We start from the raw sequence: 25,602 nt of genomic DNA, 5'->3' as shown, positions 1-25,602 counted from the left end.
AATGGAAAAAACAAGACTAAATAAATTTATCTCACATAACACAAACTACTCACGCCGTGAGGCAGATGAGCTGATAAAAGCTGGCAAGGTTAGCATAGCAGGACGCGTGGTTAGCGACCTTGCTACAAGCGTGGATGAAGATGATAAAGTGCGCATAAATGGGCGTTTGATAAAGCTAAAAAAAGAATTTACCGTTATCGTTTATCACAAACAAAAGGGCGAGCTAGTTAGCAAGAAAGATGACCGCGGACGAAAGACGATATATGACACGTTAGATAAGAAATTTGCTAAATTTGTTAGCGTGGGGCGCTTAGACTACGCAAGCGAGGGGCTACTTTTACTAACTGACGCTCCAGCGATCGCCACAGCACTCATGAATAGCGACTTAGAGCGCGAATACTACCTAAAAGTAAAAGGTGAGGTGACAAAAGAGGTGATAGAGGCGATGACAAATGGCTTTTTCGCCAAGGACGCCACCAAAGGCGCTCACGCAAAAACCACTATAAAATCAATGGAATTTAAGCCATTTCTAGCCTATAAAGTCTTTGGCTCAAGCGGCGGCTATACAAAACTAAAGGTTATCATTAACGAGGGGCAAAATAGGGAGCTTCGCCGCTTCTTTGGCTACTTTGACCTTGAAGTGATGGATCTAAAAAGGGTTAGCTTTGGACGTGTTAGCCTTGATATGCTAAAGCCTGGCAAATGGCGCTACTTCGAAAATAGCGAATACGAAGACCTAAGAGACTTTTTAAAAGTTAATAACGTTAGATACTAACATCAGGCTTGTTTCTCTAACAAAGAGGCAAGCCAAACCACAATAACTACAAATTTACAAAAATGGAGAAAAAATGAAAAAGGCTGTTCTTTTATACACAATCTTACTAACTATTGGATTCTCCAAGGATCTAGTAGAACTTGGACTTGAGGCTTACAGCAAAGGTGACTACAACAAAGCAGTCGAGATATTTACTAAAACTTGCAATGATGGAAATAATGGCAATTGCTATAATTTAGGACTTTTGTATATAAATGGCCAGGGTGTAAAACAAGACTACAATAAAGCAGCTAAATTATACGAAAAGGCTTGTAATGGTGAAATTATTCAAGCTTGTTATAACTTAGGATTTTTATACTATAACGGTCAAGGCACTACACAAGACTACTATAAAACTGCTCAATTGTGGCAAAAAGTTTGTGATGCCAAATATAGTATTGGTTGTTATAATTTAGGGCTTTTATATGAGGATGGTCAAGGTGTAGAGCAAGACTACAATAAGGCGGCTAGATTATACGAAGAAGCTTGCAATAATGGACATGCACTAAGCTGTTCTAATCTAGGTGTTTTATATATAAAAAACCAAGGTGTAGAACAAAACTATAACAAAGCCATAGAGCTATACAATAAATCTTGTGACGGTAAAAATGCTATAGGTTGTTTTAATTTAGGAAATTTATACGAAGAAGGCAAATATCTAAAGCAGGACTACTATAAAGCGGCCAATCTATATAAACAAGCTTGTGATGGCGGATATGCTAATGGCTGCTATAATCTAGGTAATTTTTATGAAAGAGGACAAGGGGTAGAGCAGGACTATACCAAAGCTATCAAACTATACGAAAAAGCTTGCGATGGCAATATCGCCCAAGCCTACCACAATTTGGGAGTTTTATATGTAAATGGTCTGGGTGTAGAGCAAGACTATTATAAGGCAGCTCAATTATGGCAAAAAGCTTGCAATGACAGATACGGTATGAGTTGTTACAACTTAGGAATTTCATACAATAATGGCCAAGGTGTGAAACAAGACTATTATAGAGCGGCTGATCTATACAAACAAGCTTGTGACGATGGAGTTAATGATAGTTGCTCTAATTTAGGAATTTTATATGAAAACGGTCAAGGTGTAGAGCAAGACTACAGTAAATCCCTAGAATTATATGAAAAAGCTTGCGATAATGGATACAATCGCGGTTGTTTTAATTTAGGAGCTTTTTATCTAAAAGGCAAAGGCGCAAAACAAGACTACCACATAGCAAAAGAATATTTTTATAAAGCTTGCGAATTAGGGCTTCAACCAGGGTGTGACGTTTATAAAAAGTTAAACGAAAAAGGCCTTTAATACTAAAAATAATCCAACAGGGTTCTAGCAAATTTAGAGCTACATAAATTTATATCTTATTTTCTGAAAGCAAGATGTTTATATATGGATTTAGTAGCGTTTCGCCACGTGCTGCGTATAGCAAAACCTCTTTAAAGTAGTTGTCATTTATGCCGTAGGTGTGAAACTCGTACGCCCCTATGCCGTATCCCATCGGCGTGATATCGACCCTTGAGTACCAGGCATCTTGCGCTAGAATGTAGCGATTCGTATCTCTTGAATAGACATATAACTTGATCTTATCTTTGCTCTTTTGCGCCATATACCAGATGAAAGAATTTGTGATGTCGTTAAAAAAGTAGATGTCGCCGTTTGGCATGATGGCTTGGGCTGTGTCGTTGTTATCAGCGATCAGTGTCTTGCTCTCATAACATATAAATTTATTTGGCGTAAGTTGCTCGATCGGCTCTGATTTGCCATTATTTAAAACTAAAATTTTATCATCACTTATGTCGGCATTATAGGCAAGTACAGCTAGAACTAGAGCTAACAAACACAAAGAAAAAATTTGCTTTATCAAAATAAAAATCCTCTTAGCAAATAGTATTTGAGTACATAAAGCGAGCATATCAACACGCAAACACCTAACCAGATCGATGAAAATTTAAGCTTGTGTGAGTAGTTTGTCTTTGTAATGATCTCAACAAGATATGGCATAAGGCCGTAGAAAACGCCCAGAAATAAACTGCCCCAGATAAGGTAGCCAACGTAGAAATAGTCACCTTTTAGCATGCAGTATGGGCATTTATGGTTCGGTTGTTCATAAACGTAAAGACCAAAAAAATAGGTAATGGCGTAGTAACTAAGCACCAAAAACAACAAATTTGCCACGAAACTCGCCATGCTTTGCTTTAAGAAATTTAGCACCAAAATGACAAAAAATAGCACAAAAAAGACGCTTACTAAGCCAAAATTTGTATAGCCAAATGGTAGCTTTGGAGCTTGAAACGTGACAGAACAGCAAAAGACCGGCACTTTTAGTGGGATATTGTAAAAAAACGAAATTTCTATGCCAAGCTCAAGTAGTATCATGACAAAAAGGCATATGAAAATGGCATATTTTTTCTTTAGATAAGGGAAATTTAGAGCCTGCAAGTCGAGTTTGTTTATAACCAGCCAGATACCAAGCCCAAAGATCAGTAAAATTTTAGTGAGCATCAATATGCCACCAAATTTATTTGAGCCGATCACGCCAGCTGAACACATAGCACCAGGCACAATATCAGAGAGTTCATTTAGGCAAAGTGCAAAAAATATAAACAATACGATTTTTATACAGACGCAAAAAAGCAAGATAGTATTTACAAGATAGTTTTGTTTTTCAAGCGAGTATTGAAGCGATGTTAGTGCATTGTAATCCCACGACCTCACGATCCTAACGACATAAAAGAGCGAAATGCTCATCAAAACTAAAAGCACAAACTCCGCTAACAAAAAGGCAATAACGGCGTTTGATAAAAAGACACTCATACTATCTCTCCGTTTTGCAAGCTGACAACCCTATCTGTGATACTTAACTCATCAAAAATGCTATCGTGAGTAGCGACAATAACACTCTTTTTTAGAGCTTTAAAAGACTCTAGCAAGCCTAAAAATGCACGTGCATTTTGTCTATCTAAATTTGCCGTTGGCTCATCAGCCAAGATGATGTTAGCATCCATAGATAAAGCCCTAGCTACCGCACATCTTTGACGCTCGCCACCACTTAAATTTGATACGTTCTCATCTTTTTTATGAGCGATATTTGCGAGACTTAGAGCCTTTTTTATCATCTCATCTCGCACATTTGCCTTGAAATTTGTTAGAGCAAATGGAGCTAGTAAATTCTCATAGACACTTAGTCCCTCGATGAGGTTAAAATTTTGAAAGACAAGTCCAAGCCTTTTGTGTCTAAGCTCAGAGCAAAAGGCATCAGGTAGCTTCGCGATGTTAGTGCCATCTATCAAAATTTCTCCACTAGTTGGCTTTTGAAGTAGGGCGATAAGCGAAAGCAAGGTGCTTTTACCGCTTCCACTAATGCCTTTTAGTATCACTAGCTCGCCATCGTTAATATCTAAATTTATATTTTTTAAAGCACAAAACTCATTTTGTTTGTTTTGGTTATAAACTAGGCTGACACCTCTTATATTTATCATTTTAGCCCCTCATTTATGTCACTACTTGCTACTCTCCATGAAGGTATGAGTACAAACGCCAAAAATGGTATCACACCAAAAACAAAGATCAAAAAGAGCTTGTCAAACTCTAAAATAGGCGTGAAATTTGTAAAATTTAAAAGCTCATCACCTAAAAATATCCCTTTTAAAAGTGGAGCATTTAATACAAAAACAAAGAGATAAGCCAGCATAACACCGAGTAAAAAAGCACTAACGCTCACGATGAAATTTTGTATAAATTTTAAAAATATAATATCTTTTATACAAAAACCAATGCTTCTTAAAATAGCTATTTCACGTTTTTTGCTACCATAGGCAAGTGAAATTTGGTTTTTAAGCAAGACAAAGAATATAAGCATGACGCTAACATAAATGCTCATAAAAATTCCGCCCTTATAATAGTAAAGGTGCCTAACCTTAGCCACCTCATCTTCTATACTAAGAGCGAAAGAATTTGGATATAAATTCTCTATCTTTAAAGCTACTTCACTGATCTCATCAGTATTTGGTACCTCAACATAGAGCTTTGTATACTCTTCATCTTTTAAATTTAAGATAGCCCTTAGCGTATTTGGATGCAAAAATATAGCGCTATTTGTGATTAAACCACTTTGTGCCGGCATGGTCTTTAATATCTTTACTGGTATCATGCGCTCTTCAGTCAAAAAATTAAAGCTCTCGTCGTAGTAAAGCTCATTCATCGCTGCCTTTACACCTTCTCCGACGATCATCTCATCCTCTTTTAAGCTATCATCTTCATATAGATGAAACCAAACACGCTTTTGAACGAAGTAGTACTCTCCATCAACTACACCCCTTACATCACTTACACCATCGATCTTCGAGATATCGTAGATATAGCCAGGGTGCATGAGGTCATTTTTACCAGCGCGAAATGCACTCACTACGATACTTGATCTATCTTTTACTAAATTTATAAGATCATGTTGGATCGATCCAGAGATGAAAAGTACCGAGCTTAGCACAAAGATAATGAGTGCAAAGAGGCAAAAGCTAAAAAGGTGATCCTTTCTATCTTTAAAAAGCAGAACCACAGCATAGTTTATAAAATTTTTACCTATCATAGACAAAGCCTTTTTGCCCCTTTTGGTTAAAACTAAAAGCAGCATTTGCTCTTGTTATTTTAGAAATTTCTCTTAGCTCATCTTGCTTTGCTTTATGATCAAAGCTAAGATAGTGTGCCGCTAAAAGCGTATAAGAAAGTCCAAAAAATAACGCCAAAAAAACTAGAAATTTCACACTATTTACCGATAAAATTCTTTATCTCGTCAAATCTTATGACACCTTTGCCAGCATGATCTTTTAAAAAGCTCTCTGCCTTTGCTTCGTCTTTAAATGGGATAAATTCGTCGCCCATTGGTCCATAAACGTTTGAGCCATGAACATAAAACGCATCTTTTGCATCAAGCTTTTCTAGCGTGTAATAATCACTCACATAAGCATCTTTCATTTTGCCATCCGCAAAGTAAAATTGCGCCATATCTTTTACACCATCAAAATAATAATCCTTGCCATCTGCTTTGATGAGTGTTGCCCATGGAGAATTTTTGACAAGCATGCCACATATCGCACATCTTGCGCCCTTTGGTACGACTATTCTCTCAGGTTTTTTTATTTCTTGTTTAGCTTTTGAAGCTTGGTTGCTAGTACCTAAATTTGCTGGAGCGTCCCATAGATAAAGAGCAGCGGCTTGCAAGTGCTTGTCGTACTCTGGAGCTTTGTTAGCCTCTTTTGCGTCGCATACTTTTTTGAGATGAGCTTTTAGCTCAGAGATAGCCTTAAAGCTTTTTGGATCAGTTTTGTCGCAGTTTGCCTCGTAAAATTCCTTACCATGTGCGTAAACGCCATCTTCACGCTTAGCTTTGATCATTTTATTATCGCCTTCAAAATCCTGTCCAGCTATCTCGTAAGCTTTGGCAAAGTTCATTATCTCGCCGCCATTTTCTGCTTGAAATTCTTTTGCGTCAGCCTCGGTTGAAAAGGCGTATTTGCTATTTCTAGTCATTGTACCCTTGACGCTACTACCAACGACATAAAAGGCTTTATTTACATCGATCAAATTTAGATTTTTAGTATCGACGACCTGCGCGTCGCTTGGGATCTTGCCTTCTGTTAGCTCATATAAGCAGTGAAGTGATGCTACTTGCTTGCCGTTATATACGTGATTAGTCTTATAAAATTTAACCAAATTCATTCCACAAACAGCACAATACTCCTTATCCTCGCCACTTCCTACTAGTGTAGCCTTGCTAGGATCCACGCTTTGAAACATCGGTTTCATTTTGACAGTTTGCTCATTTGCCGAAGCACCAAAGAGTAGGGTCGCCAGCAGTGCTGAACCCAAGATAGAACGTAAAATCATAATTATCTCCTTTAGTATTTTTTATTTTTATATTTATAAGCTTTAAATACCGCTAGGTTAGCTTTATCAAGCATCAATGCTTTCCTAAAATTTCTAAATTCTCGCACGCTTCTTTTAGGCCATTTTTGCAGCTTCTAGTAAAAATTTCACGTGCTTTCTCTACATCTTCTTTTACGCCTTTGCCTTCAGCTAGCATGATAGCGTAGTTGTTGCAGCCCTTTTCATATCCATATATACACGCTTGCTCGTAAAGCTTTGTGGCTTTTGTAAGGTTTTGATCAACTCCTTGTGCATAAACATATAAAAAGCCAAGATTATCACACCCTATGCCAGCTTCGTTTGCACAAGCCATTTCGTAGTTTGCTTTGGCTTTTGCATAGTCTTTCTCGACGCCTTCGCCCTGCGCATATAGGTAGCCAAGGTTGCTACATCCTATGCCGTCCCCTGCCTTGCAAGCCTTTTCGTAAAGCTCTTTTGCCTTTTTAAGATCCTTTGTCACTCCGGTGCCATTTGCATAAAGCAAGCCAAGCTCCGTGCAACCCTCGTTGTCTTTGCAGGCTTTTTCATAAAATTTCACTGCTTTTTCTAGGTCTTTCTCCACGCCTTTACCTTTTTCATAGGCGTAGCCAAGATTACTGCAGGCCATAGAGAAATTTTGATCACAAGCTTTTTCATAAAGCATTGCTGCCTTTGCTTCGTCCTTTTTGACGTTGCCATCGCCTCTGCTGTAAAGCACAGCTAGATTGTAGCATCCTGATGCCTTTTTCTCTTTATCGCAAGCATCTTCATAAATTTGTGCTAGCTTGTTGTGATCGTCTTTTGCGCTTAAAGCCTCTTTGATATAGCCAGCATTCAATAGTCCCAAACAAGCAAACAATAAAACTAAACTCTTTTTCATCATATCTCCTAAATCTCTTTTATATCCTTGCCTCTATAAGCAAAGGCGATTAGCAAAGCTAAGAGCATTAAAATCAAATAAAGCAAATTTGAAACGCTAAATCCATCGCCATTTGCGTATGAGTGAAGTCCGCTTAGATAGAAATTTACACCAAAATAGGTAAAAATAACTGAACCAAAAGAGAGCACGCTAGCTACTAAAAAGGTAAAAATATTTTTTAATCTTGGGATAAATCTTAAATGAAGCACAATAGCATAAATAATTATCGTAATGTACGACCAGCTCTCTTTGCTGTCCCAGCCCCAGTATCTACCCCAGCTCTCATTCGCCCAGACGCCACCAAGAAAATTTCCAATAGTTAGCAAGCTAAGTCCTATGATGAGGCTTAGCTCATTAGTTGCGGCGAGGTATCTTATCTGCTCGCTGAGCTTTTGCTCGTTTTTTTGATTTTTTATAGCCATTAAAAGAAGCCCAAGAAGCCCGAGCACAAAACTAAAGCCTAAAAAGCCATAGCTTGCCGTGATGACACTTACATGCACACTAAGCCAAAATGACTTTAAAACTGGGACTAGATTTGTTATTTGTGGATTTATAAAATTTAGATGAGCGACCAGCAAGCTCACACTTGCAAAAAGTGAAGCAGCTCCAAGAGCAAAGCTTTGATGTTTAAAAAATAAAACTCCAGCTAGTACACTTGCAAGCGAGATATACACTAAGCTCTCATAGGCATCACTCCAAGGTGCATGCCCTGAGATATAAGCACGAAGAGCTAAATTTAGCAAATGCACCGCAAAGCCAAAATAAAATGCAAGGCTTAATGCGCTTTCAAATCTAAATTTCTTTCCAGAAAATAGCCTATAAAAGCCAAGAGCGAGCGAAACTAATCCAAGAATCATGTAAAAATATATAAGAAATTTAAAAATTTCCATTTGGTTATAAAGCACTTCAATGCTGGCCTTTGCCTCGCTTGGCGCAAGAGAGCCTAGAGTGCTTCTTTGATAGCTTGAAATTTTCTCCAAACTCTTATCAGCTTCTTTACACTCACCACTTTTTACGCAAAGGCTTAAATTTTCTATATAAGCGCCTAAAACGCTTTTAAACTCGCTTGAAATTTCGCTTGAGCCAAAAGCTTCATTTACGCCTAGCCATGTTAATTTATCGCCATTTTTAGCTGGGATAAATTTAAGCATCTCGCCCTTTAGCGCAAGATATAAGACATTTAATCTCTCGTCAAATTTTATAACGTCGTTGTCAAATTTATCTCTTTTTGAGGCGGATTTTTCATTTGCAGCTTCTACAAATTTAGCCAGCTTATACTCGCCATTTTCGTTAAAGACATCGTTAAAACTAGCAAATTTTTCATTAACTCCCAAAAGCTCGCCCACACGCTCGCTTGTGATCTTTACTATCCTTTTATCCATCCACTCTTTTGGCGAGATGGCAAAAGAGAGCATTAGCTCCTCGCTGCTAAGCCCAAATAGCGTAGTTTTGGTTGAAATTTTACTTATCACAGCTCTTGAGTAAGAGCTAGCTGGAGCGATTCTGTTATCAGCTTGAGTTAAAATTTTGGCAAATTTGCTTGCATGAGCGTCTAAATTTTTATTATTTTCATTAGCAAAATTTGGAGTAGCATTTAAAAGCAAAATAGCCAAAAATGCGATTTGCGAACCTTTTATGAAATTTAGTAGCCTAAAAAATCTGCTCTTTTTGCTAAACAAATTTGCCACAAAGCCAACGCAAAGCAAGAAATATCCGATATAAGTTGGGATCTTACCAGGATCACGGCTGATCTCAAAAGCGCTTCCAAGCTCGTCAGGATCGTATGAAGACTGAAAAATTTTATAGCCATCAATCGTTAGTGGATTATTTAGCGAGATATCGTACTTACTGCCAGCGATACTTACTTTGCTTTTATAAGATGATGGACTATTTAGCCCTGCATATCGCTCCAAAATGAACTCATCAAGCTTTAATGAAAATGGTAATTTTAAAGCCTTTGAGCTAAAGTAAAATTTCACCTCTTGCCCACCAAAACTTAGCACACTTGGCTCTAGCTCATATCCGGCTCCGCCTTTTAGTTTAATACTCTTTTTTTCGCCGTTAAAACTTATCTCTAAACTAAGCGTAGCAGGAGCGTTTTTCTCATCTTTTTTATATCCAAGCAAGTTAATTATAAATTCCTTGCCATCTATAAAATTTTTAAACTCAAAGTCGTTTTCACCAAATAAGCTTAATTTTAATGGATAACTAAAATTTTCTCCAAGCATTTCGACTCTAAGATAAGGCTTGACGCTTTGCATTACGTTTGAGCTTTGCAGAGCTCTAAGATGCATAACGCCCTCTTCGCCAAAATACCTTGTAAGCGCAGCTCCGATGAAGATAATGATAAAAGCAAGATGTATCAAAAATGCGCCAATTTTTTTATACATCTTGGTTTTTACGATACTAATGGCTAAACAAATAGTGCAAGCAAACATAACACACTCGTACCAAAGCGCTTCGTAAACAAGCACTCTGGCCGTTTGTGTGTCATAAAAATTTTCTAAAAAGGTCGCAAGTCCTGCACCAAAAGCAAGGATAAATAATAATATCAAAGACAAGCGGTAGATATTTAAAATTCTCATCGCTCGCCTCTACCTTAAATGCTATAAGTTTGTCCCGCATAAAGTATAAACACCCTAAGCAGTAAAACACCGATAACAGCCGCTAATGAACTGATATAAAAGCTAAATTTTAGACTAGCTACTTTTTTGCCAAATGCAAAATTTAAAACAAAAGGCACAATAAAACCAACTAGCACAACACCAAGCCAAAAGAAATTTGCCCAAACACCGCTATAAAAAGCAACAGCTGCATTTTGCTGATAACTTGAACCAAGTAAAAGCGATACAAAAAGCATTAAAATGAGTAAAATTTCAGCTCCCAAAACGCTAAATTCTACGCTGTGAAGCGAATGAAGGTCGCTTGAATGTGGATCTTCTTTAAATAAAGCTGCTGCGACCAAGCTACTGCCACTTATGCCAGCACTTAGTCCTGAAGCTATAAATAAAGCTGGAAGCACAGCTGTGTTTAAGAGTGGAAATCTAATCAAAACTGAGATCAAAAATCCAGTATAAGCACAAATTATTACAGCAAAAATAAGACAAATACGACTTAAAAATGGATAAAGCGGTATTAAAATTTTCATTATTAATGCAAAAAGAGCGCTAAAGGATTTTAAACTTTTGGCTAAGAAATTTGAAATCTCATCATTAAATGCATAAAGGCACATCAAAAAGCTAAGCGGTATAAATACACAAAGTCCAGCAACACCGATAGACATAACTGATGTGAAATTATAATTAATCAAAATTTTCCAAAATAAAAGCGGCTTTTCAAGATCAGCTATCAAGCAAACCATACCAAGCATGATGCTAACAAATGCTAAAAGCGAAGCAGCCTTGAAAAATGAGCTAAAGCTCTCTTGCTTTTTATAGTGTTTTAAGAGTATGGCAGCGATTAGCGCTCCACCACTCATACCAGCTAGCAAAAGATAAACAGCGATCGGCCAGCCCCACTCTACTCCATGCGAAAATGTTGCAGTAAAATTTAATGCACCATCCATCTTACACCCCCATTTTTACTTTAGGAATATATCTAAGGCTTGGTTTTGTGCCAAGCTCTGCTCTTAGCCTTATGCTATCTTTTACGGCTAGTAGCTTACTGATGTGCGAATTTTCATCGTTAAGATCACCAAAGACGATCGCCTCATATCTACAAGCTTCTACGCAAGCTGGCTCTTTTTCGTCCTTTAAATTTGTATCTATGCAAAAGTTACAGCTTTGAGCTGAGTGCGTAACCTTATCGATATATCTCACATCATATGGACAGGCTACGATGCAGTATTTACAGGCGATACAATCATCTATATTTGTAGTTTGTATGCCAGTTTTTTCGTCTTTATGACAAGCCTTGGTCGGACAAACAGCTACACAAGGCGCATCGACGCACTGCTGACAAGACACTCTTACAAATCTTTTATCTAATAAATTTTTAGGATTAGTCTTATCTTCTATAAAAAGTCTCATCTGTCCTTTCGGGACTAAATTTACCTTTCTGCAAGCTATCTCGCAGTCTGTACAGCCAACACATTTATTTTGGTCAAATATCATACCAAAGTGTGGTTTTTTTACACTTTCTTCACTCTTAAAAGCAAAACCACTACTTGCCGCACCAGCACCAGCAGCCACAACTACCATGCTTTTTAAAAAGGCTCTTCTATTTTTTTGATTTTGCATTTTTAACTCCATTTTTTATCTTAATGAGGCTTTTTGATGCCCTCATTTAGTTCTTTTTCGTGAATTTTCTTTGCAGCCTCGGCTAACTCACCTGGCTTTAAGACCTTAACAAGCTCTATCTCAAAAACGATAGTCTCGCCTCCAGGTATGCCCTCCATGCCGCTATCGCCATACGCAAGTTCTGGCGGGATAACAAATTTAAACTTATCGCCCTCTTTCATGAGCATTAAGCCCTCTTCAAGACCTGGGATCAAATTTAGCATAGAAAGATGAGCTGGAGCCTCTTTTGTCTCATCAAAGACCTTACCATCGATAAAGCTAGCTTTGTAGTTTGCTATGATGATACTCTCTTGTTTTGGAGTCGCTCCCTTTTTGCTTGATTTTAAAATTTCATATTGCAATTTTGATTTTGTCGTTTTTACATTTTTATTTTTTGCATTTTTATCCATAAAAGCCTTGCCCTGCTTTAAATTCTCTTTAAGTACGGCAGCTTCTTTTTCTTTTACTATCTTGTCTAAATTTTCAGCTCTTTTGTTTAGTAGCTTTGCTATCTCATCATCGCTTAGTTTTAGCTCTCCTTTTAGTGCATCACTAAAACCTTTGATAACGGCCTCAGCATCGTAGCTAATGCCTATTTGTTTTTGTTCAATTAACCCTTTTAAAACATATCCACCACTTGTTGCTCCCATGGCATAAGACTCATTTAAATCTACATTTGCAAGCAAACCAGAAGCACTTAAACTAAGAAGTAGTGTAAATTTTAAAACCTTATTTTTCATATCAAACCCTTAAGATTAAAGGGGCTAAAACTAGCCCCTAAATGCTATAAATTTTTATTCAAAATTCTTTGAGCTTCTTTTATATACTCTTTTGATGCATCGAGTTTTTGTTTAGTAAATTTAAATCCGTGCATACCCCACGAACCATCTTTTTCAACCATATCGATGATCTCTTGAGCATTTTGGATAAGCTCATAAACTCTTACTTTATCACTTGCATCAAGTTTTTTAGTCTCAAGTAGTGAGTAAAGTCCTTCAATACCAATCTTAACTTCAGAGAATTCATTCTTAACTGGAGTTTGCCATCCCATGACTTCATCATAAACTTGTTTTTGGTTTTTGAAGTGAAGTGTTGGTTTTAGCTCAGATAGTACTGGGCTGTGGCAGCCTTTGGTATCTTTCATATCTTTATCAGCCCAAGATGTTCTAGCGCATGCCCACATTAAGTCAACGTAGTTGTGACCATTTTTATCTCTCTCAAAGTGCCAATCTTTAGTATCTCTTGGACCTTTAGCAGCATCGCCTGGTACTAGAGATTTCTCTTTTGGATCAACCATGATCTTCCAGATGTGAGATCTTCTTTGAGTATCAAAGCCAGCGTTGTCTTGGAACTGAACAGCGTAGAAATTCTCACAACTCATCATAAATGGCATGTGGCAAGATGCACAAGTGTTGTCTTTGTGAGTATCTGCTTTAGATGCGATATATGCTTGAGTCTCGTGGCAATCTTTACACTCTTTTCTAATTTTTGGTTTAGTATAGAATGAGCTTAGATAACCTTGTTCTGAGTTATAGTTCATACCAGTTACGCTCTTATCGCCTACAACTGGGCCTGTGTTATCGTGTGGATCGTGGCAAGTAACACATCTCATACCTTTATCATAGTGAGCCGTAAAGTATGATTGTGAACCCTCAGATCCGCATCCTGGTCCCATTGATTTAAATTTAGAGCTTAAAGAAAGATCAAGCTTGCCGTTGTTAAGCGGATTAGCTCGCATTAAATCTGGGCTAAAGTTAAATCTTTGGTGGCAGCGTTCGCAGTTTGATGTTCTAAAATTTGTAGCTCCATCAAGGTGACCGCCAGCTCCGTGGCACTCCTCACAGCTTACGCCTTTTGAGATAGTGTGTTTTTGAAGCTCTTTAGCATTACCAAGTGCTGCGTAAAATTCTGCTTTTGATTTGAAATCAAATTTAACTGGGTGACAAACTTCACAATATGATGAGTTTGCTTGGAAGAACATTGACTTTTTGTGTTTTGCAGCGTATGAAGCTAGACCTCTGACATATCCGCCATTGTCGCCGTACTCTTCAAGAGTGCCAGGAAATTCTGGAACAAGCTCTTTGATTTTCTTAACAGTTGCGTCGTCTAAATTTAACGCCCATGTTCTTTGCCATTGGTTACCACCAGCTACGATCTGACCTGTACCATCTCTTAGCAAACCACCCTCAACATAGTAAGTACCACGAAGTAGCCACGCATCAACGTAGCCCATTTTGGTTCTTAAGTGACCAACAGTTGCGTAGATAACATCTGGAGTGATACCTTTTGGAAGGATAGAAGCCGTATCTTTGTCAAATACTGGCTCAGTTAGGTTGTTATTAACCTCTGGGTGTTCGCCAGGGAAACGCATAGTAGTTGCGTGGCGAGATCTGCTCCACACTTCATACTGAGCTGGGTGACACTCACCGCACTTTTCTGGTCCTACAAATTTATTAGGAAACTGAAGCGATGAAGTGGCTGGAATTCTATACATCATAGAGCTATAGCCCTTACCGCCATCTCTTTTACTAAGCTTTGACATATCAAAGCCATGTCCCTCGGCAAGCCACTCTAAGCCACGATCGTGAACGACCATTTTACCGACGGTTTTACCACCATACTTTGTAAAAATAGGGTGGTTTTTAAATAACCAGTTATACATCTCTTGCTCTTCTACAACGTAGTCTTGCAAGGAGATAACACCTCTACTTTGCAGCGTGCCTTTAGGATTTGCGATAACATCACGTGCTTTATCGGACATCTGCATATTATGCTCTTCGCAACAGGCTTGTGAAGCGAAGATGCTAACACCCATGAGCAAACCAGCTAAGGCTTTTTGTAGATTTCTCATGTGCCCTCCTTTAAATTTTTATCCTAAAATCAAAATGATTTCATACTGATAATACTAACACCAAAAAAGGGTAGAAAAGGGGGAATTTTAATAAATTATAAATTTTCGAAACTAATTGTAAATGTAATACTATTTTCATCTACATTTCTAGCAAAGATTAGAGCGTTATTTTTACTAGCGATTAACCGGCTCATATATAAACCAAGCCCGCTGCCAGACTCTTTTGTGCTAAAGTGTGGCTCAAAGATAACTTTTAAAAACGAAGCTTTTATCGCTCCTGCATTATTTTGAACGCATAAATTTTTACGATTATCTTTTATGAAAGTATAAATTTTTATTACTCTTGGCTTTACATAGCTTTGTTTAAATGCATCTTTTGCGTTATTTATAATATTTATTAAAATTTGGATTATTTCATTAAAATTTGCAAAAATCGTAAAATTTTCTCTTATATCGATCTCTATTTCGATTTGATATTTTTTAAGTGAGGCGTTTAGAATTTTTATAGTCTGATTTACTACTTCCTCTACGCTAAACTCTCTTTTTAAAGTATTTGGCTTAAAAAAGTTTTTAAAATCATCAACCGTTTCAGACATAAAATTTATCTGTTTGCTAGTCTCTTCTATAAACTCATAAATTTTTGCTTCATCAAGCTTTTTTCGCTCCTGATAGAGTTCTAAATTTATTAAAGCTGAGCTGATTTGAGCTAAAGGTTGCTTCCACTGATGTGAGATATTGCCTATCATCTCGCCCATTGAGGCTAGGCGGCTTTGATGTATCATTAGCTGTTCGGTCTGTCTTTTGCTCTCTTCGCCACGCCTATGCATCTTATAAACAAGTAGCAAAAATATCCCAAATACAAAGGCTATCGCGCTCATTATAATTACAACTTCTTTTAAATGGTAAGAAAAAATAGCACGTAGTGGGATTTTAAAAGATAGCATTGCTACCATTTCACTTGCCTCAGGAATTTGCCCACTTGGCATTTCGTAACGCTTCAACATCTGTTTTGGAGCATTTTCACTATTGTGGCAAACTAGGCAAGACGCATTTTGATTTTTTATAGGCAGTCCTACAAAAAGCTGCGAGCCATTTTCATCTTTTATAATCCTTGAAAATTCGGTAAATTGATTCTCTTTAAAGCCTCTTAATACCTGCGCTTCAAATTCGTTTGGCTCATGGGCTTTATTTAAAGGTGCTATTGCGACTAGTTTATAGTCAAAGTCAAGATTGTATTTTTTCTTTTGGATATTATAAATTTCACGGCTTATATATGAAGATGAAAGCAATCTCTCGTCAAAAAAATCCTCTTTTATAATGCCATCATGCTTTAGCTGCTCTATTAGCGGACGCTGAACGCCTGCTATATATTCTCTTACAGAATTTATACTCTCAAGGACATAGTACGCCTCTCTTTTAGCATCTTTCATTGCAAGATTATTATAAAAATTTAAAACAAGTGCGGATATTAAGAGATAAACAAAGATAAAAACACTAACGATTAGCTGAAATTTATATTTCACAAAGATAACCTACACCGTATAAATTTTTAATCACATCTTTGCCAAGCTTCCTTCTAAGCTCTTTTACGATCGTCTTTATCGCCTCTTTGCTTGGCTGCTCATACTCCCAAATATAATCAAAAATTTGTTCATAAGTTATAGTTTGATTTTTGTTGTTTAAAAAATACTCTAAAAGTCTACTTTCACTCTTACTTAGATGAGAAATTTCACCATTTATATAAAGTACTTTTTTGCCAAAATCGTATTCTAATTCATCATTTAGCCTAAGAGTCGGCTTGTGTCCAACAAGCTCTAAAGCAACGTCTTCTAGGGCTTTTATAAATGACTTTTTATCATATGGCTTTACAAGATACCTTGTGATCTTTAGCTCAACTGCTCTCCACAAATACTCTTGCTCGACGTGGCTTGATAAGATCACGATAGGAATTTTTTGATTTATGGTTCTTACTTTTTTAGCGATCTCTAGACCATCGATATTTGGCACGCTTATATCAAGCACCAAAACATCATAAGCATCGCTCATCGCTAGCTCAAGTGCATCATAGCCATCTGTTACGCCATTTACTTCGGCAAAAAATAGTTCCAAAGAAGCACAAATATTTTTTAAAATCGCCTCTTCATCTTCAAGGCAAAGGACCTTTTTGTTTGATAAAACGTCTAAAATATCATATTCTTGCATAGCTTCATCTCGCTTTTTGAGCAGATATTATCACTTGGTAGCTTAAAAAATAAGATTATATAAAAAATAATTCATACCAATATAAAAGACAGATTACTTTTAAAAATTAAACTATAAATTTTTGTTGAAGTGATTTGAAGTCTTGATTAAAATTTTTCTATAAGTACTATTTTGGATTTTTCTAAAAATTTTAGCTATCGATCAATTTTAAAAAAGAAAGATAGCTATATTTATAGTATAAATTTTAGTTGCCTCTGCTTCCAGGCTTGATCGCTTTGCTTCCATTTTTACAAAGTGGGCAATGCTCAGGCTCATAAATTTCAAACTCAAAATTTCCTAAAGCAAAAAATGGCTTATCGCTTGGCAGTTTAGCATTTGGCTTAGCTTCATTGTCTAAATTTGTAACCTTACAAAAGCCACGGTTTGCAAGCGCTGCAAAGCCAACTACCTCGCCGCCAAGGCTCTCTATTACGTGCGCTGCTTCAAGTGCCGAGCCGCCAGTCGTGATGATATCTTCACAAACGATAAATTTCTCGCCTTTTTTCACCTCAAAACCGCGCCTAAGACTCATTACCTTTTCAACTCGCTCTGTAAATATAAAACGCTTATTTGCCGCGCGAGCTAGCTCATAGCCAGCTAAAATTCCTCCAAGTGCGGGCGAGCAAACGCTATCAAATTTAATGCCAAATTTCTCTATCACACGGCCAAGCTCATCAGCTAGCTTTCCAGCCAAAGCTGGGTCTTCAAGCACCTTTGCACTTTGAAGATAAAACTGCGAGTGATTGCCACTGCTTAGTAAAAAATGCCCCTCTAAATATGCCCCAGCCTCTTTATAAATTTTCTCTAAATCCATCGTTTTTTCCTTTTAAAATTTACTCAAAATCTTAACACAAGCCCACTTAAGCCACTCTTTTTAAAATTTAATAAGCCACACATTTGTATAATCTCTCAACACTCACAAAAAGGACGCTCATGCTTATATTTAACCCTGTTGTTTTTAGCATTTTGGTAATGACGATACTTTGTCTATTGCGTTTTAACATTTTGCTTTCTATCCTTATCTCTGCTCTTGTTGCGGGAGTAATGTATAAGCATGGATTTAGTGGATTTGAAAGTGGCATTGCAGGTGGGATCGATAGCCTCTTTACAGCCCTAAAAGAGACTACACAAAGCCTCATAAGCGGTATGCAAGGCAATCTTGAGACATCACTTAGTTATATTTTACTTGGTGCTCTAGCAGCTGCCATCGCAAATACAAATTTAACTGCTATCTTGATAAATGCTTTGAGTAAATTCCTTAGCTCAAATAAAGTGATTTTTATACTAACTATTGCATTTATAGCGTGCTTATCTCAAAATTTAATCCCAGTTCACATAGCTTTTATACCTATTTTGATCCCGCCACTTCTTGCTATTATGAACAAAATGGGGATAGATAGACGTGCCGTAGCTTGTGCTTTGACGTTTGGTCTTCAAGCACCTTATGTAAGCCTTAGCGTTGGCTTTGGTCTGCTTTTTCACAATATCTTAAAAAAAGAGCTAGCAAATAACGGCATAACCACATCTATTTCTGATATATCTTCTGTTATGTGGATAGGCGGCGCTTCGATGCTTATTGGACTTATCCTTGCCATACTTTTTTACGGTAAAAAAAGAGTTTATAAAACTTCAAAATTTGAAAAAGAAGAGCTTGATGAGATCGAGCGCGCAAAAAGCCTTGAGATGACTAAAAAAGAGTGGGCGGTTTTAGCTGGTGCAGTTGTGGCTTTTGGTGTGCAAATTTATACTGAGCTGCTACCTCTTGGCGCACTACTTGGACTTTTGGTTATGGTCGTTTTTGGCGGCATCGAATACAAAAAAGTAGATAAGATCATGGATAACGGCCTTGCTATGATGGGATTTATCGCTTTTATCATGCTTGTTGCTGCAGGTTATGGCACTATCTTAAGAGAGAGTGGCGGTATCGATGAGCTTGTAAAATACGCTAGCTTGGTATCTGGCGGCAAGATAGGCGGAGCATTTTTGATGCTTCTTATTGGTTTACTTGTAACAATGGGCATAGGCACTAGCTTTGGTACGATTCCTATCTTAGCTTCTATCTATGTTCCACTATGCGTTAGCCTTGGTTTTGGCGTACCAGCCATCATCTTGTTAGTTGGCATAGCTGCAGCTCTAGGAGATGCTGGAAGCCCAGCAAGCGATAGCACACTTGGACCGACAAGCGGTCTAAATGCTGATAATGAGCACAATCACATATATGATACTTGTGTGCCTACATTTGTATTTTTCAATATCCCACTTATCATCGGTGGCATCGTAGGTGCAATGATACTTGGATAAATTTTGGCGTTAATTACGCCAAAATTCTTTTTATTTCTTCTACTTTTTATCAATATAAATTTTGGAACATCTTTTGCTTTTAAAAAAATATAAAAATTTAAAATGCAAAAAGGATAAGTCAATGATGAGATCACTTTGGTCTGGTGTTTCAGGCCTACAAGCCCACCAGATAGCCATGGACGTAGAAGGCAACAATATCGCAAACGTTAATACTTATGGTTATAAATACAACCGTGCAAATTTTGCTGATATACTAAGCCAAACTCCAAGAGTCGCTACAGCTCCACAAGGTCAGCTAGGCGGTCAAAATGCTATGCAAATAGGTCTAGGAACGACTATAAACTCAACTACGAGAATTTTCTCACAAGGCACACTAACATCTACTGATAAGCAAACAGACCTTGCACTTCAAGGAAATGGTTTCTTCGTCGTATCTCCAGATGGTGGAACTACAAGATACTATACAAGAAATGGTGACTTTGTCCGTGATAAAGCTGGAAATTTTGTAAACAATAGTGGCTATATCGTTCAAGGCTGGACAAGAGATGAAGAGACTGGCACTATCGACTCAACTGGACCGATAAAAAATATTGTGATAAAAGAGGGTCTTACCACTCCAGCAAGAGCGACAACAGAAGTAAAGATAAAAGGCAACCTTGACTCAGGCAACACCATAGGACAAAGAAGTACGCCTATTTATTCACTAGACTCTGTTGCTGGTGGACGTGACTATAACAATGACGGAATTTTAGATCCAAACGAAGTCCATAACGAAAATGATGTAAATAATGATCAGTTTTATACAAACTCAAGAAAAGAGCAAAGCTTAACAGAGCGTGGCGTCGATCTTGGCGTTACATTTGACGAGCTTGGAAATGGCCTTGCTTTAAGAGATGGACAAGGTATCTGGGTGAGCTATGCAAATGCTAAAACCGAAAAATTTACAGTAGGAAGTGGATTGCCACAAAGTATCGGACAGATAAACCCAGCAGCAACACTTGATATCACGATCAATGGCACAAACATCAAATCTCAAGCTAACACAATAACAAGCATCAGTGATGTTGCAGCTGCTATTAACGCTCAATACAATAAAACTGGCGTTAGAGCTGAAATTTCAGAAGGTAATAAACTAACGCTTATAAATAGAAATAACTCAGGCACTACTGAAGAAACAAAAAATATCCATCTAAAAGTAAATGGTGGAAATACGGTTACTGGTTTAGCTGATAAAGATATCATCACAGCTTATCAATATGTCTATACAAGCTCACAAACAACAGCTGTTCACCCAAATAACGATAAAATCGCAAGACAAATAACAACAACAGAAGATCTTCGCGCTGCTATGCAAGAAGATGCTAGAAACCACGTTGACTATAACGGCGACGGCCAAATAAACGCAAACTCAGATGCACTAGATGCTGCAAAACTAGCAACCGCAGCACATAGAATAGCACCTGGAACTGGTGGAGCAGCCATAACTAACACTGCATATCAAACAGCTTATAATACAGCATATGCCGCTGCAGCTGGTACTCCAGATCAAAAACACGCAGCTGGTATCACAGCACTTCAAGCACTTGCAGGCGATGATACAAACGATGGTGTAAAGATCACTGTAAATAAACTAGGTCAATTTCAACTAGAAAATCCATCAAATGAAGTAGCTGATCATGCACTTTACATGACAACAACTGGTCTTACAAAGCCAGCTCAAGGTACAAATAATTCAGCTATAAATGAAAACGTTAGGCTTACAACTATTATGAAAGCACTTGATGGTGCACTAAGCCCTGGCCAAGCTTTAAGAGCAAGTGGAAAGATGATGATGTCAAGCCACGGCTCAACGGCAGAAATTTTTGACTCACTTGGCTCAAAACACACAGTTAGTATCAAATGGACAAAGACAGGTACTACAACAGATGGCGGAACTGAGTGGAGCATGGTTATACAAGTGCCAGAGCCAGCTAAGATAAACTATACAGGTGAAGGCCCAGATAACGTTATAACTGGAACAGCTAGATTTAACGCAAATGGCTCACTTGCAAGTTTCCACCCAGCAACGATAACATTTTCAGCTAACAACGGCTCACAAAGTGGCCAAAACATTAGTCTAAATTTTGGTCTTGGAACTGACTTTAACGGCTTAACAAGCTTTGATAAAGACTCATCAACCGAGTCAATCTCACAAGATGGCTACACAGGTGGCACATTAAACGGCATAAAAATAGATGAGACTGGAACGATAATAGGCTCATTTTCAAATGGTCAAAGCTTTGGCCTAGCTAAAGTAGCACTTGCTACCTTTACAAATAACGAAGGTCTTCAAAGCGAGGGCGGAAATGTCTTTTCACAAACCGCAAACTCAGGTGAAGCAGTCATCGGTGCAGCTGGTACAGGCGATAAGGGAACGATCGCAGCTTCAAAACTTGAAGCTAGTAACGTCGATCTAAGCCGTGCGCTAACAGATCTTATCGTTATTCAAAGAGGTTTCCAAGCAAACTCAAAAACGATTACAACAAGTGATGAGATGTTAAATACACTTCTTCAATTAAAACAATAATAACTAAGACTTTTACAAAAGGGAGCGTTTGTCTCCCTTTGAAATTTATGCTTTAAATTTACAAATAAAATCAGCCTTCTTTTTGTAAAATGTTAAAAAATTTTACAAAAGAGAAAAAATGCAAGTAACACTACTAAATCACACTCCACTAAATATCTGCTCTCACGCGATCCGCACATGCTGGCAAAGCTTTGATAAAGGCGATAACGGTGGCGAAAAAGATGTTGAGCTAATAGATAGAGTAGGCAATAAATTTAAACACGCTTCAACGCTAGAGCACCTATACTATAACTTCTACATCCAAGGTATCTCTCGTGCGCTACTTCAAGAGCTAGCTCGTCACCGCTTGGCAAGTCTAAGCGTCAAATCAACTCGCTACACACTAAAAGAGCTAAAAAAAGAGGAGAAATTTGAAGTAGGGCAGTTTGAGCGTGCGGCAAAATTTATCGTACTAACAAATGACGAACTAGTCGATAACGCAAGTATAAAAGCACTTGAAAATTTGCGTGAAATTTTAGCCTCAACTACAAAAAGCCTTGATATAGTTAAATACTGCTTACCAGAGTGCTATAAAACTGAGCTTACATGGAGCATAAATGCTAGAAGCTTACAAAATTTCATCTCACTTCGTAGCTCAAAATCAGCCCTTTGGGAGATAAGAAATTTAGTAAATGCTATCTACGACGCCCTGCCCAAAGAGCATAAATTTATCTTTGAGAAGTGCCTGCCTGAGAATGAGGCTTAAAGCCTTAAATTTACTTTTGTAAAACGTAGAGAAGCTCGTCTACATGGATGTTTCTAGCTTTTAAATTTCTGCTGCCACGGTAGGCATTGTATTTTTGACGAAGCAGATGAACCTTGCCCATCTGCTTTAAATTTTTATCAAATTCATCTTGATTGATAAAGCCCTCTGAGTTAAACGAAATGAGTACAAATTTTGCCTTTAAATTTTCTATCAACTCGAAAAATGTCTCGCTTGCTGATGATTTTTTATTAAAAACTGATCTGTTCCAGTCCTTTGCGATGCCTGAAACTTTTGAAATTTTACTTGGTTCCTCGTAGCTTGCGATGAGATTTAGCATGAAGTAGTTTGAGCCGTATGGGTGCTGGTTATAGGGCGGATCAAGATAGACTAGATCAAGACTACTAAGCTCTTTTGCCAGCAAATTTGCATCCTTTTGATAGACCTCAAATGGCACACTAAAATTTGAAAAAATTGGCTTAGTCAAATTTATATCAGAAGTGATCCTTGAGATGGCATTTTGCCCCCTGCCACCAAACTGACCGATACCATCTTTATTTTTATGAAAACCTTTAAAAATTCCACTTGTATTTGCATGTACACTTGCATTATAAAGAAGTGGGGCTATGAAAAATTTTCTCATCTCAGCCGGCATTAGCTCATCTATGAGCCTTCTTGCAGTGTCGATGAAGATAGCATTTTTTCTTGTGTAAAAGACCCGCTCACCAAAAGCGATATTTTCATCATCTTTTGGAGCGTAAAGTTTTGTTATAAAGCCTTCAGAAAGATTATCTTCTATCTCTTTTTCAAGTCTTTTTTGCCAGAAATTTATCTCATTTTTTAGTTCATTTGTGGCGTTTTGCAGGTAGCATGAGTTTGTGATGAAGCTGTAAAGCTCTAAGTCGTTTGCGACTAGAAATTCACTATTTTGCTTTAAAAACCTAGCCACCACACCACTTCCACTAAAGAGGTCGCAGCAGCTAAGCTTTTCTTTTTTAAGCTCGTCTTTTGCGTATTTTACGCCTAGATCTATAAAGCCTAAAAGAGAGCGTTTATTGCCAAGATAGGTTAAAATTTGCTCTTTTAGATAGGCTTGATTTTCTTGTTTAGCTGGCTTCAAATCAGTGCTTTTTTAGTCCCATAGCATCAACATCAAGCTTGATCTCATCGTTATTTATGATGACTAAGCCAAGATCAAGAATTTTCTTTGCTATGGCGTGTGCTTCATCAAGTGAGTGCATCTTGTAAGTACCGCATTGAAATTTATTTAGCTCTGGGATTTTATCTTGATCTTTGACTTCTAAGATATCTTTCATAGAGGCAAGCCATGCCTTTTTTACAGCTTCTTCGCTAGGTGTGCCGATCACACTCATATAAAAGCCAGTTCTACAGCCCATCGGCGAGATGTCGATGATCTCTACGCCGTTGCCGTTTAGATGGTTTCTCATAAAGCCAGCAAATAAATGTTCTAAAGTGTGAGTACCTTTCTCTGGTAAAATTTCTTCATTTGGCTTGCAAAATCTCAAGTCAAAAACGCTGATATCATCGCCTTTTGGGGTCTTCATACTTTTTGCTAGTCTTACTCCTGGGGCTTTCATCTTCACATGATCTACACAAAAACTATCAAGTAATGGCATATCTTCTCCTTTAAATTTTTGGTAATTCTAGCGTAAAAAATGTTTAAAATTTAAAGGCTCATGCAAAATTTCACATAAGCCTTGTAATATCTGAATGTTTGTGGGTATTAAAATAATAAAAATTTTACTTACTATTATAAATTTCTCATATATTCTGTGCTATAAATACCTTGAATACGTCTTTCCATGTCACTATACCAACTTTTTGGAAGAGTAGTAAGAGAGTTAAATTTCTCTAGTAAATTTAAATTTTTATTTGGAGCGTAAAAAAGTCTATTTACTTCTAAAATGCTCATATGAACTGGATCTTTTTCTATAACTTCTATCACGTCGCCCACTTTGCACGATCCTGGTGTTATGACGCGGTAATACCAGCCAGTAAGGCCAGTTTCAAAGATGTGAGTAGCCATATTTTCATTGCCCCATCTTTTTGAGAGCTTAAAGCATGGCTTTCTAGGCTGCGATACTTGAAGCACAAGCGAGCTAATCTTATGGATATCGCCCACATAAACGCAGCTCTCATCAAGCCCATCAACACATAAATTCTCTCCCATCGCACCATAAGCCATATTTTTCAATCCTAAAAAACTCTCCCAATCGGCGTAATTTGCAAATGAATTTGCAAAAACTGCCTTTTCAAGGCCGCCATGGTGCTTTGTATCAGCGACACTATCACCCACAAAGCCAAGTTCATTTGCGAAAATTTCGCCATTTTGAGCTACTTTAAATATAGCTGAACTCCATGGTAAATTTAGCTTATCAGTAGCACTTTGTGAGCCATAATTTTTTACCTCACCAATTAGTAAAGCTTTTAATGTTGCCATCTTTTTCCTATCAAAATTTAGCTTATTCTTAAATTATTTGCGTGAGTTAGCGCGATTGCGATTGCATCGGTGATATCAAGCGGTTTTATCTCTTTATTTATACCTAAAATTTTCTTCACCATAAATGCCACTTGCTCTTTGTCAGCTTTAGCCTTGCCAGTGACAGTTTTTTTCACCTGAAGTGGTGTGTATTCAGCAAAATCACCATGAAGCTGTAAAATTTTAAGGCTAAGTGCTCCGCGAAACTGAGCGAGTTTTAAAACCGTTTTTGGGTTGTAAGCGAAAAATATATCTTCAATCGCGACCTCGTCAAATTTATGGTTTTTAAAGATGAGATCAAGCCCCTCGCAAAGCTCGGTAATCTGATATTGAAGTGTGTTTGGTTTTATTTTTATGAGTCCTGCTTCAAGAAGAATAGTTTTCAATTTATTTTTTTCAAGTATTGCATAACCACAATTCTTCGTACCTGGGTCGATTCCTAAAATTTTCATCACTATCTTTTCAATACTTTTTCACGACTTTTTCACG

24 protein-coding genes are annotated in these 25,602 nt (G+C 37.5%); 5 read left to right on the top strand and 19 right to left on the bottom strand.

What is annotated here, in order from left to right:
* Nucleotide 1: 1 nt before the first annotated feature.
* Both CVS97_RS07315 and CVS97_RS07310 read left to right on the top strand, forming a co-directional pair.
* Nucleotides 2-775, top strand: coding sequence for a pseudouridine synthase (locus CVS97_RS07315; protein WP_009295179.1), 774 nt, complete (start codon nt 2-4; stop codon nt 773-775).
* Nucleotides 776-848: 73 nt separating this feature from the next.
* Nucleotides 849-2,120: a tetratricopeptide repeat protein gene (locus CVS97_RS07310; RefSeq protein ID WP_107785623.1), complete on the top strand. Its 1,272-nt coding sequence runs from the start codon at nt 849-851 to the stop codon at nt 2,118-2,120.
* Nucleotides 2,121-2,169: 49 nt separating this feature from the next.
* On the opposite strand, the gene CVS97_RS07305 is transcribed toward CVS97_RS07310, so the two are convergent.
* From CVS97_RS07305 to pyrE, 15 genes are all read right to left on the bottom strand, one after another.
* Nucleotides 2,170-2,679: a hypothetical protein gene (locus tag CVS97_RS07305; RefSeq protein WP_107785622.1), complete on the bottom strand. Its 510-nt coding sequence runs from the start codon at nt 2,677-2,679 to the stop codon at nt 2,170-2,172.
* Nucleotides 2,676-3,629: a hypothetical protein gene (locus tag CVS97_RS07300; protein ID WP_021090207.1), complete on the bottom strand. Its 954-nt coding sequence runs from the start codon at nt 3,627-3,629 to the stop codon at nt 2,676-2,678. The genes CVS97_RS07305 and CVS97_RS07300 overlap by 4 nt, the downstream gene beginning before the upstream one ends.
* Nucleotides 3,626-4,294: an ABC transporter ATP-binding protein gene (locus CVS97_RS07295; protein WP_107785621.1), complete on the bottom strand. Its 669-nt coding sequence runs from the start codon at nt 4,292-4,294 to the stop codon at nt 3,626-3,628. Before CVS97_RS07295 ends, CVS97_RS07300 begins: the two co-directional genes overlap by 4 nt.
* On the bottom strand, nt 4,291-5,400 hold the full coding sequence (locus CVS97_RS07290) for an ABC transporter permease (RefSeq protein WP_107785620.1): 1,110 nt from the start codon (nt 5,398-5,400) through the stop codon (nt 4,291-4,293). Before CVS97_RS07290 ends, CVS97_RS07295 begins: the two co-directional genes overlap by 4 nt.
* On the bottom strand, nt 5,390-5,575 hold the full coding sequence (locus tag CVS97_RS07285; RefSeq protein WP_054197437.1) for a hypothetical protein: 186 nt from the start codon (nt 5,573-5,575) through the stop codon (nt 5,390-5,392). The genes CVS97_RS07290 and CVS97_RS07285 overlap by 11 nt, the downstream gene beginning before the upstream one ends.
* Before the next feature lies 1 nt (nt 5,576).
* On the bottom strand, nt 5,577-6,698 hold the full coding sequence (locus tag CVS97_RS07280; RefSeq protein ID WP_107785619.1) for a nitrous oxide reductase accessory protein NosL: 1,122 nt from the start codon (nt 6,696-6,698) through the stop codon (nt 5,577-5,579).
* A gap of 73 nt (nt 6,699-6,771) precedes the next feature.
* Entirely contained in the window at nt 6,772-7,596 is an 825-nt protein-coding gene (locus CVS97_RS07275; protein ID WP_103649227.1) for an SEL1-like repeat protein, read from the bottom strand.
* Between the two features lie 8 nt (nt 7,597-7,604).
* The gene (gene ccsA, locus CVS97_RS07270; RefSeq protein WP_107785618.1) at nt 7,605-10,220 is read right to left on the bottom strand and encodes a cytochrome c biogenesis protein; all 2,616 of its coding nucleotides are present in this window, start codon (nt 10,218-10,220) and stop codon (nt 7,605-7,607) included.
* Between the two features lie 14 nt (nt 10,221-10,234).
* On the bottom strand, nt 10,235-11,200 hold the full coding sequence (gene nrfD, locus CVS97_RS07265; RefSeq protein ID WP_084041975.1) for an NrfD/PsrC family molybdoenzyme membrane anchor subunit: 966 nt from the start codon (nt 11,198-11,200) through the stop codon (nt 10,235-10,237).
* A gap of 1 nt (nt 11,201) precedes the next feature.
* A complete protein-coding gene (locus CVS97_RS07260) occupies nt 11,202-11,873 on the bottom strand; it encodes a 4Fe-4S dicluster domain-containing protein (protein ID WP_107785617.1) in 672 nt (223 codons plus the stop codon).
* A gap of 20 nt (nt 11,874-11,893) precedes the next feature.
* Nucleotides 11,894-12,652, bottom strand: coding sequence for an FKBP-type peptidyl-prolyl cis-trans isomerase (locus CVS97_RS07255; protein WP_107785616.1), 759 nt, complete (start codon nt 12,650-12,652; stop codon nt 11,894-11,896).
* Nucleotides 12,653-12,696: 44 nt separating this feature from the next.
* Entirely contained in the window at nt 12,697-14,763 is a 2,067-nt protein-coding gene (locus tag CVS97_RS07250) for a multiheme c-type cytochrome (protein ID WP_107785615.1), read from the bottom strand.
* A gap of 95 nt (nt 14,764-14,858) precedes the next feature.
* Nucleotides 14,859-16,286, bottom strand: coding sequence for a DUF3365 domain-containing protein (locus CVS97_RS07245; RefSeq protein ID WP_107785614.1), 1,428 nt, complete (start codon nt 16,284-16,286; stop codon nt 14,859-14,861).
* A complete protein-coding gene (locus CVS97_RS07240; protein ID WP_107785613.1) occupies nt 16,276-16,965 on the bottom strand; it encodes a response regulator transcription factor in 690 nt (229 codons plus the stop codon). The genes CVS97_RS07245 and CVS97_RS07240 overlap by 11 nt, the downstream gene beginning before the upstream one ends.
* 244 nt (nt 16,966-17,209) lie before the next feature.
* Entirely contained in the window at nt 17,210-17,818 is a 609-nt protein-coding gene (pyrE, locus tag CVS97_RS07235; protein ID WP_107785612.1) for an orotate phosphoribosyltransferase, read from the bottom strand.
* A 119-nt stretch (nt 17,819-17,937) separates the two neighbouring features.
* Between pyrE and CVS97_RS07230 the strand changes: the two genes are divergently transcribed.
* From CVS97_RS07230 to thyX, 3 genes are all read left to right on the top strand, one after another.
* The gene (locus CVS97_RS07230; protein ID WP_107785611.1) at nt 17,938-19,305 is read left to right on the top strand and encodes a Na+/H+ antiporter NhaC family protein; all 1,368 of its coding nucleotides are present in this window, start codon (nt 17,938-17,940) and stop codon (nt 19,303-19,305) included.
* A gap of 121 nt (nt 19,306-19,426) precedes the next feature.
* Nucleotides 19,427-21,871 carry a flagellar hook protein FlgE gene (gene flgE / locus CVS97_RS07225; protein ID WP_107785610.1) on the top strand — a complete coding sequence of 815 codons (2,445 nt, stop codon included), beginning with the start codon at nt 19,427-19,429 and terminating at the stop codon, nt 21,869-21,871.
* Nucleotides 21,872-21,989: 118 nt separating this feature from the next.
* Nucleotides 21,990-22,616 carry an FAD-dependent thymidylate synthase gene (gene thyX / locus CVS97_RS07220; protein WP_107785609.1) on the top strand — a complete coding sequence of 209 codons (627 nt, stop codon included), beginning with the start codon at nt 21,990-21,992 and terminating at the stop codon, nt 22,614-22,616.
* A 10-nt stretch (nt 22,617-22,626) separates the two neighbouring features.
* On the opposite strand, the gene CVS97_RS07215 is transcribed toward thyX, so the two are convergent.
* From CVS97_RS07215 to ruvC, 4 genes are all read right to left on the bottom strand, one after another.
* The gene (locus CVS97_RS07215) at nt 22,627-23,733 is read right to left on the bottom strand and encodes a DNA adenine methylase (RefSeq protein WP_107785608.1); all 1,107 of its coding nucleotides are present in this window, start codon (nt 23,731-23,733) and stop codon (nt 22,627-22,629) included.
* A gap of 1 nt (nt 23,734) precedes the next feature.
* A complete protein-coding gene (gene luxS, locus CVS97_RS07210; protein WP_107775668.1) occupies nt 23,735-24,250 on the bottom strand; it encodes an S-ribosylhomocysteine lyase in 516 nt (171 codons plus the stop codon).
* A 134-nt stretch (nt 24,251-24,384) separates the two neighbouring features.
* On the bottom strand, nt 24,385-25,074 hold the full coding sequence (locus CVS97_RS07205; RefSeq protein ID WP_107785607.1) for an MOSC domain-containing protein: 690 nt from the start codon (nt 25,072-25,074) through the stop codon (nt 24,385-24,387).
* A 17-nt stretch (nt 25,075-25,091) separates the two neighbouring features.
* Nucleotides 25,092-25,571 carry a crossover junction endodeoxyribonuclease RuvC gene (ruvC, locus tag CVS97_RS07200; RefSeq protein ID WP_180996827.1) on the bottom strand — a complete coding sequence of 160 codons (480 nt, stop codon included), beginning with the start codon at nt 25,569-25,571 and terminating at the stop codon, nt 25,092-25,094.
* Between the last annotated feature and the right edge of the window lie 31 nt (nt 25,572-25,602).

Origin of the sequence: Campylobacter concisus (assembly GCF_003049735.1) — a bacterium.
GTDB lineage: Bacteria > Campylobacterota > Campylobacteria > Campylobacterales > Campylobacteraceae > Campylobacter_A > Campylobacter_A concisus_AN.
The sequence above is the reverse complement of the archived record's forward strand: the minus strand, read 5'-3'. Positions and strand labels throughout refer to the sequence as shown.

Bases quoted from the DNA above. Each gene is read 5' to 3' on its own strand.
- CVS97_RS07315 (WP_009295179.1), top strand. From the start codon at position 2: ATGGAAAAAACAAGACTAAATAAATTTATCTCACATAACACAAACTAC.
- CVS97_RS07310 (WP_107785623.1), top strand. From the start codon at position 849: ATGAAAAAGGCTGTTCTTTTATACACAATCTTACTAACTATTGGATTC.
- CVS97_RS07300 (WP_021090207.1), bottom strand. From the start codon at position 3,629: ATGAGTGTCTTTTTATCAAACGCCGTTATTGCCTTTTTGTTAGCGGAG.
- CVS97_RS07295 (WP_107785621.1), bottom strand. From the start codon at position 4,294: ATGATAAATATAAGAGGTGTCAGCCTAGTTTATAACCAAAACAAACAA.
- CVS97_RS07290 (WP_107785620.1), bottom strand. From the start codon at position 5,400: ATGATAGGTAAAAATTTTATAAACTATGCTGTGGTTCTGCTTTTTAAA.
- CVS97_RS07280 (WP_107785619.1), bottom strand. From the start codon at position 6,698: ATGATTTTACGTTCTATCTTGGGTTCAGCACTGCTGGCGACCCTACTC.
- CVS97_RS07275 (WP_103649227.1), bottom strand. From the start codon at position 7,596: ATGAAAAAGAGTTTAGTTTTATTGTTTGCTTGTTTGGGACTATTGAAT.
- ccsA (WP_107785618.1), bottom strand. From the start codon at position 10,220: ATGAGAATTTTAAATATCTACCGCTTGTCTTTGATATTATTATTTATC.
- nrfD (WP_084041975.1), bottom strand. From the start codon at position 11,200: ATGGATGGTGCATTAAATTTTACTGCAACATTTTCGCATGGAGTAGAG.
- CVS97_RS07260 (WP_107785617.1), bottom strand. From the start codon at position 11,873: ATGCAAAATCAAAAAAATAGAAGAGCCTTTTTAAAAAGCATGGTAGTT.
- CVS97_RS07255 (WP_107785616.1), bottom strand. From the start codon at position 12,652: ATGAAAAATAAGGTTTTAAAATTTACACTACTTCTTAGTTTAAGTGCT.
- CVS97_RS07250 (WP_107785615.1), bottom strand. From the start codon at position 14,763: ATGAGAAATCTACAAAAAGCCTTAGCTGGTTTGCTCATGGGTGTTAGC.
- CVS97_RS07240 (WP_107785613.1), bottom strand. From the start codon at position 16,965: ATGCAAGAATATGATATTTTAGACGTTTTATCAAACAAAAAGGTCCTT.
- pyrE (WP_107785612.1), bottom strand. From the start codon at position 17,818: ATGGATTTAGAGAAAATTTATAAAGAGGCTGGGGCATATTTAGAGGGG.
- CVS97_RS07230 (WP_107785611.1), top strand. From the start codon at position 17,938: ATGCTTATATTTAACCCTGTTGTTTTTAGCATTTTGGTAATGACGATA.
- flgE (WP_107785610.1), top strand. From the start codon at position 19,427: ATGATGAGATCACTTTGGTCTGGTGTTTCAGGCCTACAAGCCCACCAG.
- thyX (WP_107785609.1), top strand. From the start codon at position 21,990: ATGCAAGTAACACTACTAAATCACACTCCACTAAATATCTGCTCTCAC.
- luxS (WP_107775668.1), bottom strand. From the start codon at position 24,250: ATGCCATTACTTGATAGTTTTTGTGTAGATCATGTGAAGATGAAAGCC.
- CVS97_RS07205 (WP_107785607.1), bottom strand. From the start codon at position 25,074: ATGGCAACATTAAAAGCTTTACTAATTGGTGAGGTAAAAAATTATGGC.